The organism is Bradyrhizobium sediminis (genome assembly GCF_018736105.1).
In the GTDB taxonomy this organism is placed as follows: domain Bacteria; phylum Pseudomonadota; class Alphaproteobacteria; order Rhizobiales; family Xanthobacteraceae; genus Bradyrhizobium.
Genome location: NZ_CP076135.1, coordinates 1,832,049 through 1,848,531 on the forward strand (window position 1 = coordinate 1,832,049; position 16,483 = coordinate 1,848,531).

The 16,483-nt window shown below is 63.1% G+C and carries 17 protein-coding genes and 1 pseudogene; 11 read left to right on the forward strand and 7 right to left on the reverse strand.

The annotated features are described in order from the left end of the window. Positions 1 to 27 precede the first annotated feature (27 nt). Complete coding sequence (locus tag KMZ68_RS08845; protein WP_215615407.1) at positions 28 to 1,107, forward strand: isocitrate/isopropylmalate dehydrogenase family protein; 1,080 nt, start codon at positions 28 to 30, stop codon at positions 1,105 to 1,107. A gap of 855 nt (positions 1,108 to 1,962) precedes the next feature. Here KMZ68_RS08845 and KMZ68_RS08850 read toward each other — a convergent pair. The 5 genes from KMZ68_RS08850 to KMZ68_RS08870 form a co-directional block, all read right to left on the reverse strand. Continuing rightward, entirely contained in the window at positions 1,963 to 3,072 is a 1,110-nt protein-coding gene (locus KMZ68_RS08850; protein WP_215615408.1) for a RelA/SpoT domain-containing protein, read from the reverse strand. 158 nt (positions 3,073 to 3,230) lie between these two features. Next, positions 3,231 to 4,052, reverse strand: a complete 822-nt coding sequence (locus KMZ68_RS08855; protein ID WP_215615409.1) for an enoyl-CoA hydratase — start codon at positions 4,050 to 4,052, stop codon at positions 3,231 to 3,233. 188 nt (positions 4,053 to 4,240) lie between these two features. Next, the gene (locus tag KMZ68_RS08860; protein WP_215615410.1) at positions 4,241 to 4,432 is read right to left on the reverse strand and encodes a hypothetical protein; all 192 of its coding nucleotides are present in this window, start codon (positions 4,430 to 4,432) and stop codon (positions 4,241 to 4,243) included. Between the two features lie 45 nt (positions 4,433 to 4,477). Beyond that, the gene (locus KMZ68_RS08865; protein WP_215602850.1) at positions 4,478 to 4,873 is read right to left on the reverse strand and encodes a helix-turn-helix domain-containing protein; all 396 of its coding nucleotides are present in this window, start codon (positions 4,871 to 4,873) and stop codon (positions 4,478 to 4,480) included. Between the two features lie 7 nt (positions 4,874 to 4,880). Beyond that, entirely contained in the window at positions 4,881 to 5,930 is a 1,050-nt protein-coding gene (locus tag KMZ68_RS08870; protein WP_215615411.1) for a LysR family transcriptional regulator, read from the reverse strand. A gap of 185 nt (positions 5,931 to 6,115) precedes the next feature. Here KMZ68_RS08870 and KMZ68_RS08875 point away from each other — a divergent pair, with 185 nt between their 5' ends. The 7 genes and pseudogenes from KMZ68_RS08875 to KMZ68_RS08905 all read left to right on the forward strand — a co-directional run bounded on the left by KMZ68_RS08875 (position 6,116) and on the right by KMZ68_RS08905 (position 9,875). After that, positions 6,116 to 6,418 carry a hypothetical protein gene (locus KMZ68_RS08875; RefSeq protein WP_215615412.1) on the forward strand — a complete coding sequence of 101 codons (303 nt, stop codon included), beginning with the start codon at positions 6,116 to 6,118 and terminating at the stop codon, positions 6,416 to 6,418. Beyond that, positions 6,411 to 6,680 carry a hypothetical protein gene (locus KMZ68_RS08880; protein ID WP_249779571.1) on the forward strand — a complete coding sequence of 90 codons (270 nt, stop codon included), beginning with the start codon at positions 6,411 to 6,413 and terminating at the stop codon, positions 6,678 to 6,680. The genes KMZ68_RS08875 and KMZ68_RS08880 overlap by 8 nt, the downstream gene beginning before the upstream one ends. A 170-nt stretch (positions 6,681 to 6,850) precedes the next feature. Next, positions 6,851 to 7,264 (forward strand): DUF3830 family protein, encoded by a 414-nt coding sequence (locus tag KMZ68_RS08885; RefSeq protein ID WP_215602847.1) that lies wholly within the window; start codon positions 6,851 to 6,853, stop codon positions 7,262 to 7,264. Between the two features lie 24 nt (positions 7,265 to 7,288). Beyond that, a pseudogene (locus KMZ68_RS08890) lies at positions 7,289 to 7,387 on the forward strand (allantoinase); the annotation flags it as partial. Positions 7,388 to 7,392: 5 nt separating this feature from the next. Continuing rightward, positions 7,393 to 8,670 (forward strand): allantoate amidohydrolase, encoded by a 1,278-nt coding sequence (locus KMZ68_RS08895; protein ID WP_215615413.1) that lies wholly within the window; start codon positions 7,393 to 7,395, stop codon positions 8,668 to 8,670. A gap of 106 nt (positions 8,671 to 8,776) precedes the next feature. Continuing rightward, a complete protein-coding gene (locus tag KMZ68_RS08900; RefSeq protein ID WP_215615414.1) occupies positions 8,777 to 9,511 on the forward strand; it encodes a cytochrome c biogenesis CcdA family protein in 735 nt (244 codons plus the stop codon). Positions 9,512 to 9,611: 100 nt separating this feature from the next. Further along, positions 9,612 to 9,875: a DUF2798 domain-containing protein gene (locus tag KMZ68_RS08905; RefSeq protein WP_215615415.1), complete on the forward strand. Its 264-nt coding sequence runs from the start codon at positions 9,612 to 9,614 to the stop codon at positions 9,873 to 9,875. A gap of 21 nt (positions 9,876 to 9,896) precedes the next feature. Here KMZ68_RS08905 and KMZ68_RS08910 read toward each other — a convergent pair whose 3' ends face one another. Both KMZ68_RS08910 and KMZ68_RS08915 read right to left on the reverse strand, forming a co-directional pair. Then, positions 9,897 to 11,411: a sensor histidine kinase gene (locus KMZ68_RS08910; RefSeq protein WP_215615416.1), complete on the reverse strand. Its 1,515-nt coding sequence runs from the start codon at positions 11,409 to 11,411 to the stop codon at positions 9,897 to 9,899. A 135-nt stretch (positions 11,412 to 11,546) separates the two neighbouring features. Then, positions 11,547 to 12,821, reverse strand: a complete 1,275-nt coding sequence (locus KMZ68_RS08915) for a serine hydrolase domain-containing protein (RefSeq protein WP_215615417.1) — start codon at positions 12,819 to 12,821, stop codon at positions 11,547 to 11,549. A gap of 142 nt (positions 12,822 to 12,963) precedes the next feature. Between KMZ68_RS08915 and KMZ68_RS08920 the strand changes: the two genes are divergently transcribed. The 3 genes from KMZ68_RS08920 (at position 12,964) to ntrB (ending at position 16,481) form a co-directional block, all read left to right on the forward strand. Next, positions 12,964 to 13,875, forward strand: a complete 912-nt coding sequence (locus tag KMZ68_RS08920; protein WP_215615418.1) for an intradiol ring-cleavage dioxygenase — start codon at positions 12,964 to 12,966, stop codon at positions 13,873 to 13,875. Positions 13,876 to 14,192: 317 nt separating this feature from the next. Continuing rightward, positions 14,193 to 15,509, forward strand: coding sequence for a CmpA/NrtA family ABC transporter substrate-binding protein (locus tag KMZ68_RS08925; protein WP_215615419.1), 1,317 nt, complete (start codon positions 14,193 to 14,195; stop codon positions 15,507 to 15,509). A 60-nt stretch (positions 15,510 to 15,569) separates the two neighbouring features. After that, positions 15,570 to 16,481 carry a nitrate ABC transporter permease gene (ntrB, locus tag KMZ68_RS08930; protein ID WP_215615420.1) on the forward strand — a complete coding sequence of 304 codons (912 nt, stop codon included), beginning with the start codon at positions 15,570 to 15,572 and terminating at the stop codon, positions 16,479 to 16,481. Positions 16,482 to 16,483: the final 2 nt, after the last annotated feature.

Sequence of the window (16,483 nt, forward strand, 5' to 3'; positions counted from 1 at the left end):
CGACACTCGTAATTCTGAGGAAACCCCATGTCCGCCAACGACGCGCTCCACATCGCCGTGCTTGCCGGCGACGGTATCGGCCCTGAAGTGATGGCTCCGGCGCTGGAAGTGCTGCGCAAGATCGAGTCGAAGTCGGATCTCAAATTCCGCTTCACCGACGCGCCGGCCGGCGCCAACCATTATCGCGAGACCGGCAAGTCGATGCCGGACTCTACCGTGCGGCTGTGCGACGAGGCCGACGCCGTCCTGCTCGGCGCCTGCGGCCTGCCGTCGGTGCGCTACCCCGACAACACCGAGATAGCGCCGCAGATCGAGCTGCGCGTTCATTTCGATCTCTATGCCGGGGTGCGGCCGGCACGGCTCGTTCCCGGCGTGCCGAGCCCGATCGTCGGCGCGGATACGCGCGGCATCGATCTCATCGTGATCCGGGAATCCACCGAGGGGCTGTTCGCCTCGATGGGCAAGGGCGTCGTCACCGACAGCGAGGCGCGCGAGACGCTGGTGATCACGCGAAAAACCTCGGAGCGGCTGTTCGAGTTCTCCTTCCGCTTCGCCGAACGCCGCAAGGCGCGCGGCAAGCCCGGCGCACTGGCCTGCGTCGACAAGGCCAACGTGTTCAAGGCGTTCGCCTTCTTCCGCGGGATGTTCGACGAAGCCGCCAAGCGTCACCCCGGGGTCAAGGCCGATCGCATGTATGTCGACGCCTGCTCGGCGCTGCTGGTGAAGCGGCCCTGGGACTTCGACGTCATGGTGACGGAAAACATGTTCGGCGACATTCTCTCCGACCTGACCGCCGGCCTGATCGGTGGCATGGGCATGGCGCCGTCGGCCGACATCGGCGACCGCCACGCCGTGTTCCAGCCCTGCCACGGCACCGCGCCCGACATCATGGGGCAGGGCAAAGCCAACCCCACCGGGATGATCCTGTCCACCGCGATGATGCTGGACTGGCTCGCCGACAAGCACGGCATCGAGGCCGCCGCCGAGGCCGCTGAAAGCATCGAGCGCGCCGTCGACAAGGTCTATGCGGGAGGAATCAAGCCGATGGAATTCGGCGGCAGCAACGGCACCGCGGAAATCGCGAAGGCGGTGATCGAGGCGCTGTAGGCGGGGGCCCACATAGCCGGCAAACGATCCCGTGCCTGGAAAAGAAAAAAGATGAGTGAGGGGCGTCGCCTCGCCACAGCCCGTCTTCGCCCGGCTCGACCGGGCGATCCAGTACGCCGCGGCTTCTCGATTGAACATGACCGTCTCTGGAATGCTGGGTCGCCCGGTCGAGCCGGGCGATGACAACGGAGAGTGTGGTGCGCCATCGCCGGCAGGTTCACGCTCGAACACACAGCTTCACGATCTCGCGGCGCAAGGCGCCCGAGCTTTGCCATCGATTTCCTTACCCCCCATTTAGAGGGCGCAGGGAATGCCGGGCGCCCGATGCGCCCGATAGCCGCGCGTGCAATGGTAGTAGGTAGAACGCACACGCGTTAGTCAGGTCACACCGGAATCACCCGGCATTCCCCACGCAATGGTTTACGGCTTATACGTGATCTCCCCGGCGACCGGGCTTTCTTGCCACCGTCGCCCCTGAGAAGCTTGCTTCTCAAGAACTTGACACCAGCGTCGGGGTGTCAGGACCACACGACTTCGCCGTCCGCTTCAAGCGCCCTCGTCAGGAGCGCCATCCGCGTCCACCGCATCCCCTTCCGCGTCGTTGACGTTGCGCAACGCCCCTCTGTGGACGGGACGGGCGACTCTGTAAAAGTGATTTGCCCGACGGGTTAAGCGAAATCTTTTTCGCAAAGGGACTGGACACGCCGCAATCGCAAGGCGAACTGATTTGCCCGTCGGGTAGTCACACAGCTGCAGCCGATCGCAGGATGGGTCGAGCGCTTCGCGAAACGCTTCGCGTCGTCAAGGGCCAGAAGGTGACATGCTGGTAACGAAGCATGAGTGGATGCCTCCAACTCAAAACAGGTCTAATTGCAGTTGGTTTGGTGATCGTTGGATTAGCTTGGGGCGCGAGAGTCTCTTGGTCGTGTCCCTGATAAGTTGAACAAACACTCCGGTGTCTAGGAAATAGTTCGGATACGCCTTACGAACTGCGTCCAGTGAGTCGACTGAAACAAGAACTGCCTCGGCTCCCGCAGTATTTTTTAGCTTCTTTTCGACCTCCAAGTACTTTTGATTGGCAATCGTAGATTCGCTAAATTTGAAAGTGGTCACCTGGATGGACATCTGGGCAGGATTCATCTCCAGCAAGAAGTAATGATTATCGCTTCGCCCATGCTGAGGGTTAGAAAGAAATCTCATTGCATGGCCATAAGCCTGCAGCCGCTTCTCCAAGTCCAAGCTTCTTGCGAAATCGCGAAGTTCAGCGATCAAATCGCGATAACGAACGGGCGTTCCAGGCACGGGAGCTGTTCCTTCGCGAAATGCGAAGGCGCTGCTTGCAAGTGCAAAAAATCTTAGCCAGTCTCTTTCGCCTTGGCTGGATTTGAGTGCTTGCTGTTGAAGGGTTCCAACCGTCTCCACGGCGGTCGCCCACGCATGTTGGAGCTGCGACCGAATCTGGATTTCAATCTTTAACGTATTGTAATCGGTCTTTCTGTCGGAGAAATACTTATAGACAAGGTGTGTTCCTCGGTAACCAGATTCTTTCGGGGATGCGATATAATCATCATTCGCTGCTAGTTCGTGCTTTATTTCGCTTGAGGCATAGGCTTCGCAGAGTTGTTTGACGCTTGCTGCTGAGCGCATAATTGCCCGGCATCCGCCTATATCCTGCATCTGCGATAGGGTCATTGTTTTGAAGCGCGACAATTTTGCTTCTATAGAAGATAGGCGCTTGATCCGCTGTGCTGTTATTATGCCCCTGTCGATCAGCTTGCCTCGCCGCTTGAGTCCTACGTGAAACGTATTCAATGGGAAGTTATGAGAAGATCTCCAATTGTTCACGATGTCGAGGGCGTCTAGATACGCCAAGTGGTCGTCGAAGCTTCCGCTAGAGTAATCAGCGATTACCGAGCCAGCATCGTTGACCCAGCGTTTTGGATATTCAGGCGTAGCCCAGACCATAATGGCCTACTTGTTGGAGGTGTGCTTATTCTGTCGCTATCAGGGAAATGAAGCTCTAAATTGTACGGTCTGCAAGGATTATCGACTTAAGCAGCGTATGGGTATCACCCACCGATCAAGCAGTTTTGTTGACATGCTGGCCCGCAGCACAGCGCCCGCTACCTTCCCTTGAACTGCGGCTTGCGCTTCTCCATGAACGCCTGCCTTCCTTCGCGGAAATCTTCCGAGTCCATGCAGGCGTTGCCGATCTTCTTGATCGCGTTCATGTCGCGCTTGCTTTCGTCTTTCAAGACCTGCGCGATGGTGATCTTGGCGGCCTGAATGGCGAGCGGGGCGTTGGCCGAGATGGTGCGGGCGATCTCCAGCGTCGCGTCCCACAGCTCGATGTCCGATATCACGCGGTCGACCAGCCCGATCCGCAGCGCCTCTGCGGAATCGATCCGCATCCCCGTATACATCAACAGCCGCGCCCAGGACGGGCCGACCAGCGACACCAGATGCTTCAGGCCGTCATAGCCATAGGCGATGCCGAGCCTGGCGGCGGGAATGCCGAACTGGCTGTAGTCGGAAGCGATGCGGATATCGGCGAGCATCGCCACCTGCATGCCGCCGCCGAGGCAGAAGCCGCGGATGCAGGCGATCGTCGGCTTCGGATAATCCGCCAGCAGCGCGCGCTGCGCGGCGCTCTTCTTGGCATATTCTTCCCCTGCCTCGGCGTTGTGGCGGGTCTTCTCGAACTGGCTGATATCGGCGCCGGAGACGAACGCCTTGTCGCCGGCGCCGACCATGATCACCACGCGCACCTCGGGATCGTCGCGCAATTCGACCAGCGCGTGGCCGAGCCCTTCCCACATGTCGAGCGACATGGCGTTGCGCTTTTCCGGATTGTTGAAGGTGATGACGCCGACGCCGTCGCTGACGCTCTGCAGGATCTTGCCGTCGGCAAAGGATTTTTCTGTTGTCTTGGGGGCGTCCAGCATCGGTGCGCTTTCGTGAAGTATCGAGGTGGTCCGGCCTCAGGACGTGAGGAAAGGGCCGGTCGTCGCCCGCGTGGAAGCCGGACGCGCCGGTAATTTAGCCGAGCATTCGGCCGCAGTGTCTCTCCCCGGCCGGACCGGGGAGAGCGGCTCCAGCGCGCAATCGTCAGAGCGCAATCATCGTCAGCTTGTCACGCTTCGCCGGATCGGCAATCGGCTTGCTCGAGGCTGCGGCCCGCAACAGCGCCGCTTGCCATGGCGTCGGGCTCGTCCTGTCGCGCCCGGACCCGCATGCGGCCTGGCGCGTCGATGGTTTGCCGGCCGATCCGCTTGCGCCGATCGAACGTATCCGCAGTGCTGCGAATCGAAAGCTCGCGCTGCAAACCCCAGGGAGAACTCCAAGGGAACCCCGAGGGGTCGCAACGGCTCTAGTCTTCGTTCGCGGCGATCGATTCCATCAAGGACACCAGCTGACGCTGCACGGTCTGGTCCTTGATCTTGCTGTAAGCCCGGAGCAACCGGAGGCTGAACGCGCTGTCGAGGAACAGCAGGCTTTCGACCTCCCGCGCCTTGCCGTCGCCGTCATAGAAGAAGGTGACGGGGACATCGAGCGCAGTGGCGATGGCTTGAAGACGGGCGGCGCCGACACGATTGACGCCCTTCTCGTACTTCTGCACCTGTTGGAAGCTGACGCCGAGTTTGTCGCCAAGTTCCGCCTGCGAGATCTTCTGCTCAACGCGCCGCAGCCGGATTCGTTTGCCCAATTCGATGTCGGGTTTTCCAGCACTGCGCTGCTTCATTTTCTTCGCTGCTGATTTCATCATCCTGCCTTTACCGTCCTTCGTCGGTCGAGAAGCCCCCGAATAAATGGGTCAGGGATTCACCCTTGTATACCGCGTTGAATTCGCATGGATGGACGAACTCGTCCTTGAACCACGGGAATCTCACGGGATTGAAAGCCTCCACCAGCCAGTCGATCATCCGCCGCACCCGGGGGATGCGGCCGCTGCCGGGATGGTAGGAGAGCCAGATGTCGAACGGCTGGCGCAACGGAATCTCGAGCGGCACGATCTTGCCGCCGAGTGCGTAGCCGTAGGTCGGAAACACGCCGATCCCCGCGCCGTTGGCGACGGCCCAGTAGTGGGCGCTGCTGACGTTGGTTTTCATCACCAGCAAGTCCCGCTGCGAATAGCCGGGAAACCAGCTTTCGAACGTCTCCTTGGCGGCGATCTCATCGGCGACCTGCATCACCAGCCGGTGCTTGACCAGCTCTTCCGTGGTCTTCGGCGCGCCGAATCTCTCGATGTATTTCTCGCCGGCAAAGAACATCAGGTGCATGCGGCCGAGCCGGACCAGCTTGACGTCGAGCGCGGCCGGCCGCGACAAATGGATCGCAATGTCGGCCTCATGCCGCGACACGTCGGCGGATCGCATCGCGCAGTGCAGATCGACCCGGATGTTCGGGAACGATTGCTGGAATTCGACCAGGCGCGGGGCCAGCCAGAAGGTGCCGAGTCCCTCGGTGACGGCAACGCGGACTTCGCCCGACAGTGTATTGGTGACGGAATTGCCGGCGCGCAGCAGGTCGAACGACGCGGCCTCCATGCGTTCCACCGCGGAGACGACCAGCGAGCCTTCGTCGGTCAGCCTTGTGCCGTGAACGTCGCGCGTGAACAGGGTGGCGCCGACCTGGCGCTCGAAATCGTCGATGCGCCGGCGCACGACGTTGATGGACAGGTCGAGCCGCTCGGCCGCGGACCTGAAGCTGCCGCAGCGGACCACCTCCAGGAAAACCCTGGCGGCGTCCCAGTCGGTGAGACTGCCTATCGCGACCTTTTGGCGTTCCTCCTGCGGAACGCCCCTTTCCACGACCAGACGCATACATCGTCCTTTCTGCGCGCTAAACTTGGCAGAATATGCCCGAAAGTACAACCACTGCGGGTTTCAGTCTCCGGATTCCGACGCCTATGCTTACCCCGCAGGCCCCCCTCCGGACCCCGCAGGCCCCCCCTCCGGAACCCCCTGATACCGTCAGGCTGGCGTTCGGACCTGAAAAGGGGCCCCAAATGACGTCAGCGGTCAGCCTGCGGACCTTAGCCAACTGCTCCAGCGCCCCAATCGTCGTCTTTGTGGATATGCTGCAGGAGTACCTGGCGAAGCCGCGGCGGCTGGCCTTCCACCACAACCACGAGGTTACTTTTCTGTGGGCCGCGTCGGCCGGCCATGCTCTCGACGACATGTCGGCGGATGACGTCCATCGGGCCGTATCGCGAATATCGGGACTTTATGGAGAGGTGTATGAAACGACCGACTGGATCGCCTCCGCTCTACCTCGCAAGCTCGGTTACGGAAAGAACGCTGGTGGCTAATTCGGAAGAACGACTGCATTCGATTCTTGCAACGCTGGAGCAGTGCCGGGCGGCGCTGGTCAAGGGCGGCCGTCCGGAGACGGCCAAGCTGGTGTCGCTGGCGATTCTCGACCTCCGGATCGACCTCAGCAAGATTCCGGATTCGGATCTGAAAGCCCTGTGCGATGCGATGACGCCGGATGACGACGCGGCGGAACGGTCGAACGATCCGAAATCGACCGCCGGCCAGCGCCGGCGGGCCGTGCTGAAGCTGGTGAAATAGCCGCGCGCTTTCGAAGCCTCACCCGGATTTTTCGACGCTGCGCCCGGGACGGCGTTGTCTTCGGCATTTGCCGCGACAAAAATAATCTTGCCTGATGGCGCGGTGGCTGCAATCTGATCCCCACCTCGAGGAGCACTGATCCTCACCTCGAGGAGCAGGAAAGCCATCCCATGAGCCAACTCATTGTCCGCGCCGGCGACTTCACGTTCGACGCGCGTTTCGAGGAACAACTGGCGCCGAAGACCTGCGCCGCGTTCCGCCGCGCGATGCCGTTCGAAAGCCGGATGGTGCATGTGCGCTGGAGCGGCGAGGCGGTGTGGCTTCCGCTCGGCGATCTCGACTTCGGCGTCGGCTATGAAAACCACACCAGCTATCCCGCGCCGGGCCAGATCATCCTCTATCCCGGCGGCATCAGCGAGACCGAGATCCTGCTGGCCTATGGCGGGGTGCACTTCGCCAGCAAGATGGGTCAGCTCGCCGGCAACCATTTCATCACCCTGACCTCGGGGCTCGACCGGCTGCCGGAGCTCGGCAAGACCGTGCTGTGGAAGGGCGCGCAGAAGGTCCGGTTCGAGGCGGCTTGAATGGCTGACGCCTCCTATCCCCGCGATCCCGCCTCGGAAGCCTTTTTGTCCGATGTGCTCGGCGCGCAGCCCTGGCTGGGACGGCGCCACGCCGATATCGAATCGATGTTCGAATACGGATCGCCGTGATGGCGCAGGCAACCGACGGCGCCGGCGATCTCGGGCGGGAAATCGTCCGCCGCATCGACGCGCTCGGCGCGATCTCCGAGACTTCCGGTCATCTGACGCGGATCTTTCTCACCCCCGAGCACCGCGCCGCGGCCGATCTGCTGTTGGCGTGGATGCAGGACGCCGGCATGGCCGCGCAGCTCGACGCCATCGGCAATGTCTGCGGCCGCTACGAAGGCGGGCAGGCGGGGTTGCCCTGCCTGATGCTGGGCTCGCATTACGACACCGTGCGCGACGCCGGCAAATGGGACGGGCCGCTCGGGCTCGTCACCGCGATTTCCTGCGTCGGAGATCTCAACCGGCGCGGCAAGCGATTGCCCTTCGCGGTCGAGGTGACCGGCTTTGCCGATGAGGAAGGTGTCCGCTTCGCATCGACCCTGCTCGGCAGCCGCGCCGTGGCCGGCACCTTCGACGATCGTGTGCTTGAGGCCAGGGACACGGGCGGCATCACGATGCGCGACGCCCTGCTGCGGTTCGGCCTCGATCCCGGCCGCATTTGTGCCGCGGCGCGGAGGCGAGGCGAGCTGCACGGCTATCTCGAACTGCATATCGAGCAGGGGCCGGTTTTGGAAAACCAGGGCCTGCCGGTCGGGGTGGTGACGGCGATCTCGGGCGCGACCCGGCTTTCGGTCGCGCTGTCGGGCATGGCCGGCCACGCCGGCACGGTGCCGATGGCGCTGCGGCGCGATGCGCTGGCGGGCGCCTCCGAATGCATTCTCGCCGTCGAGGCCCGTTGCCGGGCCGAGCCCGGGCTGGTCGGCACCGTCGGCTCCATCAGCGCGATGCCGGGAGCGACCAATGTCGTTCCCGGAAAGGCCGTGTTTACGATCGACGTCCGCGCCGCATCGGACCAGCAGCGCACAGGCGCGGTCGCCGAAATCACCGATCGGATCAGGACGATCGCCGGGCGGCGAAATCTGGTTGCCGCGATCGATGTGACCCATGAGAACCGCACCGTACCCTGCGCCCCCTGGCTCAGGCAGCAGGTGGCCGGGGCCATCGCAGGCGAGGGCTATCGGGTGTTCGAACTGCCGAGCGGGGCCGGCCACGACGGCATGGCGATGATCGATATCGCCGATGTGGCCATGCTGTTCGTGCGCTGCCGCGGCGGCGTCAGCCATCATCCGGCCGAGCACGTCGATCCGGCCGACGCCGACGCCGGCGCGCGCGTCCTGCTGCGCCTGATCGAGGATTTTCGCCCGCGGCAGCCGGGCGATCCGGACCTGAACGAAAAGTGAGCGATAGAGCGGCTTTCGTGCGGTTCCGGCGGTCACGGAGATGCTAGACATGGGCCGGCCTCCCGATCGAATCCACCAGCCGGACAGCAACGATGGCAATGACTGCATGATTCAAGATGTCACGATCCCCGCGGCGCTGATTGCCGGTCTGGTCAGCTTCATGTCGCCCTGCGTGCTGCCTCTGGTGCCGCCCTATCTGATCTACCTCACCGGCGCGACCATCGAGCATGTCGCCAATGACGAGACGGAAACGGCCTCGAAGCGTGCGGTGATGATTTCGGCCGGCATGTTCGTGCTCGGCTTCTCCACCGTGTTCGTGGCGCTCGGCGCCAGCGCCTCCCTGATCGGCGGCCTGATCCGCGCCTGGTCGGCGGAGCTTTCCATCGTCGCCGGCATCGTCATCATGGTCATGGGCCTGCACTTTCTCGGCCTGACGCGGATTGGATTTTTGATGCGGGAGGGGCGGCTGCCGATTCCGAAGCCGGTAGGTCTGTGGGGCGCCTATGCGATGGGGCTCGCCTTTGCGTTCGGCTGGACGCCCTGCATCGGCCCGATCCTCGCCGCCATCCTGTCGGTCGCCGCCACCGAGGCGACGGTGACCAAGGGGGCGGGCCTGCTCGCGATCTATTCGGCGGGGCTCGGAATTCCCTTCCTGATCGCGGCTTTCATGGTCGAGCAATTCTCCTCGCTGTTTGCGCGGATGAAGCGGCATCTTCCCGCGGTCGAGCGCGCGATGGGCGTGCTGATGGTCGTCACCGGCATCGGTTTTCTCACCGGCGCGGTATCCGGCGTCAGCATCTGGCTGCTGGAGGCGTTTCCGGCGCTGCAGAGCTTTGGCTAGAGATGCGGTGACCAAAGGCGTCCACCTGCGGCGGGCTCACATCGAGGGTCGCCGCAGGCATGGTCTTTGCCTTGTCCGGGTCGTCTCTCAGAGGTGGAATATGCTGAGAATACCGCGCCGGTTCAGCCATTTCGTTTATGGCGTGATTCAATCCGGGCTTACATGCGCAATTGCGGCGGGGATCGCGAGTTTCCCCTTCATTGCGACCGGCACTTTCGTCACCCATTGGGCCCGATCGTGGGTTTTCGCCTGGGTCATCATGCTGCCGGTCGTGCTTTTCGCAGCCCCGGCGATCCGGAGGCTGTCGTACCTCCTGACGCGAGGTGAGGACGATCCCGGCCAGATCAACAAGGCCGCGAACTGATGGGGCCGGTAATTTTTCCGGCTATGCCTGGCCGACATCCTCCAGCGTGCAGGTCACGGTGTAGACCACGCCATGGGGCAGGAACTCGACGGTAGCTTCGCCGCCGAGCTGGTCGCGGGCGCTGCGCTCGATCAGCCGCGATCCGAAGCCGCGCTGTTCCGGCTTGGTGACATGAGGACCGCCGGACTCGGTCCAGATCAGCCGCAGCTGCGGTTTGACGTCTTCCGTGATCACTTCCCAGTCCAGCTCGACCTTGCCGGTGTCGTTGGACAGCGCGCCATACTTCGCGGCGTTGGTCGCAATCTCGTGCAGGATCATCGACAGCACCACCGACAGCCGCGGCGACAGCGGCACGTCCGGTCCGGACATTCGCAGCCGCTCCGGCGTGTTGAACAGATAGGGCTGCACCACACGGCCGATGACGTCCCTGAGTTCTGAACTCTGCCACTTCTCCTGGCTCAGCAGATTGTGTGCCTCCGCCAGCGCGCCGAGCCGGCCCTCGAATTTTTCGCGCTCGGCCCGGCTTGCGCTGCGAAACGTCTGCGTGGCGATCGACTGCAGGATGGCCAGCGTGTTCTTGACGCGGTGATTGAGTTCCTCGATCAGGAGATCATGCAGCATCTCGCCGCGGGCGATCGCGGTTGCCATCCGCACCGCGAAGGCGAGGCCGATCAGGAGCAGAATGCCGCCGATCAGGCTGGTGATGGCGAGGTTGCGCCAGAGCGGTCCGACCAGCGAGCTTTCCGCGATCCCGGCGGCCACGGTCCAGCTGGTCAGCGAGGACCGCGCATAGCTCGTGATCAGCTGTGCCCCTTCGCGCGATACGGTCTGCAAGGTGGCTTCCGGTGCGCGGGACATCGCGTCGTACAGCGTCGGCGAGGCGCGCTTGCCGAGCGTCTCCTGCGGGTTCGGCACCTGCGCGAAATTGATGCCGTCGCCGTCGAAGATCGAGATCGTCCAGTCCTGGCTCGGACGCTGTTTTTCGATGATGGCCTGGAAAATCTCGGCCGGCGGGCTGAAGGAAATATCGTACAGCACCTCGCCGTCGCGAACCATCGGCACCTCGACCGTCACGATCAGTTGCTGCTTCACCGCACCGAAGAACAGGTTGGAGTATTGCGGGCTCCTGGTTGCGAACACCTTGTCCACGATGGCAAGATTGTTACGCGGCGGCAGATTGGCGGTGTCCGCGGTGATCGAGGAAAACACCTGGCGGCCCTTGCGGTCGGCCACCAGCACGACGCCGTCCTTGCCATACTGCTCGAGAAAACCGGCGGCGATGCGGCGGAAGCCCTCGAAGTCGCGGTCCCGCAGCGCGTCGGTCAGCGACAGCACCTGAAGCCCGCCGGTCATCCGCTGCATCTCGGCATCGAGAACGAGGCGGATGCTGCGCACGGTCTCGACCACGCGCTGCTTGGCATCCCTGCGGTGCTGCTCGTAATTGTTGAAAACGATCCCGGCCGCGAAAATGATCAGCGGCAGCGTGGTTCCCGCAACCAGCAGGGCGAGACGCACTGGCAGTGAGAGTTTTCGCACGGGGATCCCGGCTCGTGGCATCCGGCGGTAACGCCGAATGCCGGGAGCATAGGAGAAGCGCTTGAAATTCGCCAAGGATTTCGGCTGCGGCCGGGTTCCATTGCGGCTGGCGGGGCCGTGGAACCCGGCCCGTTCTCAGAGATTGCTGTCGGTAATCGCCGAATACACCATGGTGCGAAGTTCGCGCCGCACCGGATAGGCGCTCGACGGCAGCACCTGGGTCATGAAAATGGCGATCAGGTCTTCCGCCGGATCGATCCAGAACGACGTCGTGGCGGCGCCGCCCCAGGCATACTCGCCGGCACTGCCCGGAATCAGCGTCAGCGCCGGGTTCATCGTGACCGAGAAGCCGAGGCCGAAGCCGATGCCGTTATAGGTCGCCTCCGAGAACATCGACCGCGACATCGCCGGCAGGTCGCATCCGCCGGGCAGATGATTTGACGTCATCAGCGCCAGCGTCTTCGGGCCGATCAGCCGGACGCCGCCGAGTTCGCCGCCATTGAGCAGCGCGCGGCAGAAGGTCAGATAGTCGGCCGCGGTCGAGCACAATCCGCCGCCGCCGGAAATGAACGACGGTGGCGACAGGTACGAGCTGGTGGCCGGGTCGTCCTGCAGCGTCAGGCCGCCCTTGCGGTCGGTGGCGTGGAAGGTCATGCCGCCCTTCGGGTCGGCCGAGTAGCACGCCGCGAATCGGTGGGCCTTGTCGGCCGGCACGAAGAAGTCGGTGTCGTTCATGCCGAGCGGATTGAGGATGCGTTGCTTCAAGAACTGTTCGAACGGCATGCCGCTGATCTTGCCGACGAGGTAGCCGATCACGTCGGTGGAGACCGAATAGTTCCAGGCCTCGCCGGGGGAGAATTCAAGCGGAATCCCGGCGAGCTCGTCGATCATCGATTGCAGCGTACCCGCTGTCACGACCTCGCCGATCTTCTTTTCACGGTAGGCGGCGTCGACATTGGAGCGCTGCTGGAAGCCGTAGGTCAGTCCGGAAGTGTGCCGGAGCAGGTCGACGACCAGCATCGGCCGTGTCGGTGGCCTGGTCAGGAACGCCGGCGCGACGCCGGCCTGGAATACGCCGAGGTTCTTCCATTCCGGGATGTATTTGTGGACAGGCTCGTCGAGCGCGACGCGGCCTTCCTCCACCAGCATCATGAAGGCCACCGATGTGATCGGCTTGGTCATCGAATAGATGCGGAAGATGGTGTCGTCCTTGACCGGCACCTTGCGCTCGAGGTCGGCAAAGCCCTGCACCGTCGAGTGGACGATCTTGCCGCGGCGGTAGACCAGAAGCTGCGTGCCCGGAAAACGGCCGGCATCGACATAGCGGTGCTTCAGGTGCGCTTCGACACGGTCGAAGGCGGCCTTGGACATGCCGGCGGATTCGGGGGAGGCGGGGGTGGGGGCTAGCATCGGGGCGGGTCTCCGGGAGGCGGTCGCGGTCCGCCTTGATAGCCGAAAAGGGCGCCCCGTTCCAACCGCCCGCATGCTTACCCCGGGCGATCGGCTGGTGTAGGCTCACCCGCCATCGCGTAGCCCCCGCAGGACAGCCCAAATGCCTCAATTCAACGACACCGAACTGACCGCCGCCGTGATCAAGAGTTTTGAGGGCACGCCGAATCCGCGCGCCAAATTCCTGCTGCAGGAGCTGGTGAAATCGCTGCACGAATATGTGCGCAAGACCGATCTCACCTTCGAGGAGTGGGACTATGCGATCGATTTCCTGACCCGCACCGGCCAGAAATGCACCCCGATCCGGCAGGAGTTCATCCTGCTGTCGGACGTGCTCGGGGTTTCCATGCTGGTCGATGCCGTCAACCATCGCGAGCGCGACGGCGCCACCGAGACCACCGTGCTCGGCCCGTTCTATGTCGGCGAGCACAAGGAGACGCCGCACGGCACCGATATTTCCGCCACCCTGGAAGGAGAGCGGATGTTCGTGCAGAGCCGCGTCACCGACCTCAAGGGCAAGCCGCTGGCGGGTGTCCCGGTCGACGTCTGGCACGCCGACGATGACGGCTTCTACGATTCGCAAAAGCCGACCTATGCGACGCAGGGCCCGTCATCGCGGGCGCGGTTCATCACCGACGCCGACGGCCGGTTCTTCTTTCGCACCATCCTGCCGTGCAGCTATCCGATCCCGACCGATGGTCCTGCCGGGGAAATGATCCTGCAGGTCGGCCGCCACGCGATGCGGCCGGCCCATGTGCATTTCCTGGTCAATGCACCCGGCTACGAGCCGCTGATCACCCACGTCTTCATCGAGGGCGACAAATATCTGGATTCCGACGTGGTGTTCGGGGTCAAGGACGAACTCGTCGCCCATATCGAAAAGCGGACAGATCCGGTGATGCCGGACGGCAAGCCGGCGCCCGCGCCCTGGCACCTGATGACCTATGAATTCCGCATCAAGCCGGGCCAGGGAATGGCGCCGAAGCCGTTGATGGCGGCGACCGAGAACGCCTGAAACACGTCCTCCGAGGCGCCTGCTTATTTCTTGTGCGGCGCACAAGAAATGGGCCACGCGCAAATTTCGGATGCAATATTGGGCATGCATATAAATTATGCAATTTCTGTAACTATCTAAAAAATATACGATTTTTGTAATCTGGCCGCTTGGCACGAAGCTTGAATAGTTCGTGCCGACGCCATTGAAGCCGTCCCTCGAGACCAATCATCCGAATTGTGACACCGCCGGACTGGGGCCTCCCCAGGACGTGCCTCTATGCGCTCAGCGCGGTGACACCGGACGGACGGCCATACACACAAAGGACGCCTGCACCCATGACGACGCGCATTGACCAGACTTCCCGCAACGGCCTCAGCCGCCGTCAGATCCTCAAGGCCACCGCGGGATCGGCCGCGCTGCTCGCCGCCGCCAGGCTGAGTTTCCCTGCCGGCGCCTTTGCGCAAGGAGCGGGCCCGGAAGTGAAGGGCGCCAAGCTCGGCTTCATCGCGCTCAGCGATGCCGGCCCGCTGTTCGTTGCCAAGGACAAGGGCTTCTTCGCCAAGCACGGCATGCCCGATGTCGAAGTGCAGAAGCAGGCGTCATGGGGCACCACGCGCGACAACCTCGTGCTCGGCTCGGAAGGCAACGGCATCGACGGCGCGCATATCCTGACCCCGATGCCGTATTTGATCTCGTCCGGCAAGGTGACGCAGAACAACGTGCCGACGCCGATGTACATCCTGGCGCGGCTCAATCTCGATGCGCAGTGCATCTCGGTCGCCAAGGAATACGCCGACCTCAAGGTCGGGATCGACGTCAAGTCGTTCAAGGAAGCGCTGGAAAAGAAGAAGGCCGCCGGCAAATCGATCAAGGCCGCAATGACATTTCCCGGCGGCACCCACGATCTGTGGCTGCGCTACTGGCTCGCCGCCGGCGGCATCGACCCCGACAAGGACATTGAAACCATTACGGTGCCGCCGCCGCAGATGGTCGCCAACATGAAGGTTGGCACCATGGACTGCTTCTGCGTCGGCGAGCCGTGGCCCGGCCAGCTCGTGCATCAGGGCATCGGCTACACGGCGGTCAACACCGGCGAGATCTGGAGCAAGCACCCCGAGAAATCCCTGGCCATGCGCGCCGCCTGGGTCGACAAGAATCCGAAGGCTGCGCAGGCCATCACCATGGCGGTCCAGGAAGCCCAGCAGTGGGCCGACAAGGCCGAGAACAAGGAAGAACTCGCCACCATCATGGGCAAGCGGCAGTGGATCAACTGCCCGGTCGAGGACATTCTCGATCGCGCCAAGGGCAAGTTCGACTACGGCACCGGCAAGGTGGTCGAGAACAGCCCTCACATCATGAAGTACTGGCGCGACTTCGCCTCCTATCCGTTCCAGAGCCACGATCTCTGGTTCATGACCGAGGATATCCGCTGGGGCAAGTTCGAGCCCGGGTTCGATTCCAAGGCGCTGATCGCCAAGGTCAACCGCGAGGATATCTGGCGCGACGCCGCCAAGGCCCTCGGCGTCGCCGCCTCCGATATCCCCACCTCGAAGTCGCGCGGCAAGGAAACCTTCTTCGACGGCAAGGTGTTCGATCCGGAAAATCCGGCGGCCTACCTGAAGTCGCTGTCCATCAAGCGTGCTGACGTCTGATCCAAACCGGGCCGCACGCTTGCGTGCGGCCCGCCCATCGAACCCGGAGACACACTCCCGATGAATATGCATGCCATGAAAGCCGAACCCGATGCCGTGGCAATTCCGGTTACCGCCGCGCCGGTCACCGCGGCGCCGGTCGTCGCGATGACGCCGAAGCAGCCGCCGCGCGCCGAGAAATACATCAAGATGGCGAAGGAGACCGCGGTGCGCGTGGTGCCGCCGCTGATCGTGCTGGCACTCGGCATGCTGTTCTGGGAATTGGTGTGCCGGCGCGCCGGCTCGACCCTGCCACCGCCGTCGCGGGTGTTCAAGGAAACCAAGGAACTGATCTTCGATCCGTTCTTCGATCGCGGCGGCATCGACAAGGGGTTGTTCTGGCATCTCTCCGCCAGTCTGCAGCGCGTCGCGCTCGGCTATTCGCTGGCGGCAGTCGCCGGCATCGCGCTCGGCACCCTGGTCGGACAATCGGTCTGGGCGATGCGCGGGCTCGACCCGATCTTCCAGGTGCTTCGCACCATCCCGCCGCTGGCCTGGCTGCCGCTGTCGCTGGCGGCATTCCGGGACGGCCAGCCCTCGGCGATCTTCGTGATCTTCATCACCTCGATCTGGCCGATCATCATCAACACCGCGGTCGGCATCCGCAACATCCCGCAGGACTACCGCAACGTCGCAGCCGTGGTTCAGCTCAACCCGCTGGAGTTCTTCTGGAAGATCATGATCCCGGCGGCGGCGCCCTACATCTTCACCGGCCTGCGCATCGGCATCGGCCTGTCCTGGCTTGCCATCGTGGCGGCGGAGATGCTGATCGGCGGCGTCGGCATCGGCTTCTTCATCTGGGATGCGTGGAATTCCTCGCATATCAGCGAAATCGTCCTGGCGCTGTTCTACGTCGGCATCATCGGCTTCGTGCTCGACCGCATGATCGCGGGGATGGCGAAGATTGTGACCCGCGGCACCGCGCTGAACTGAAG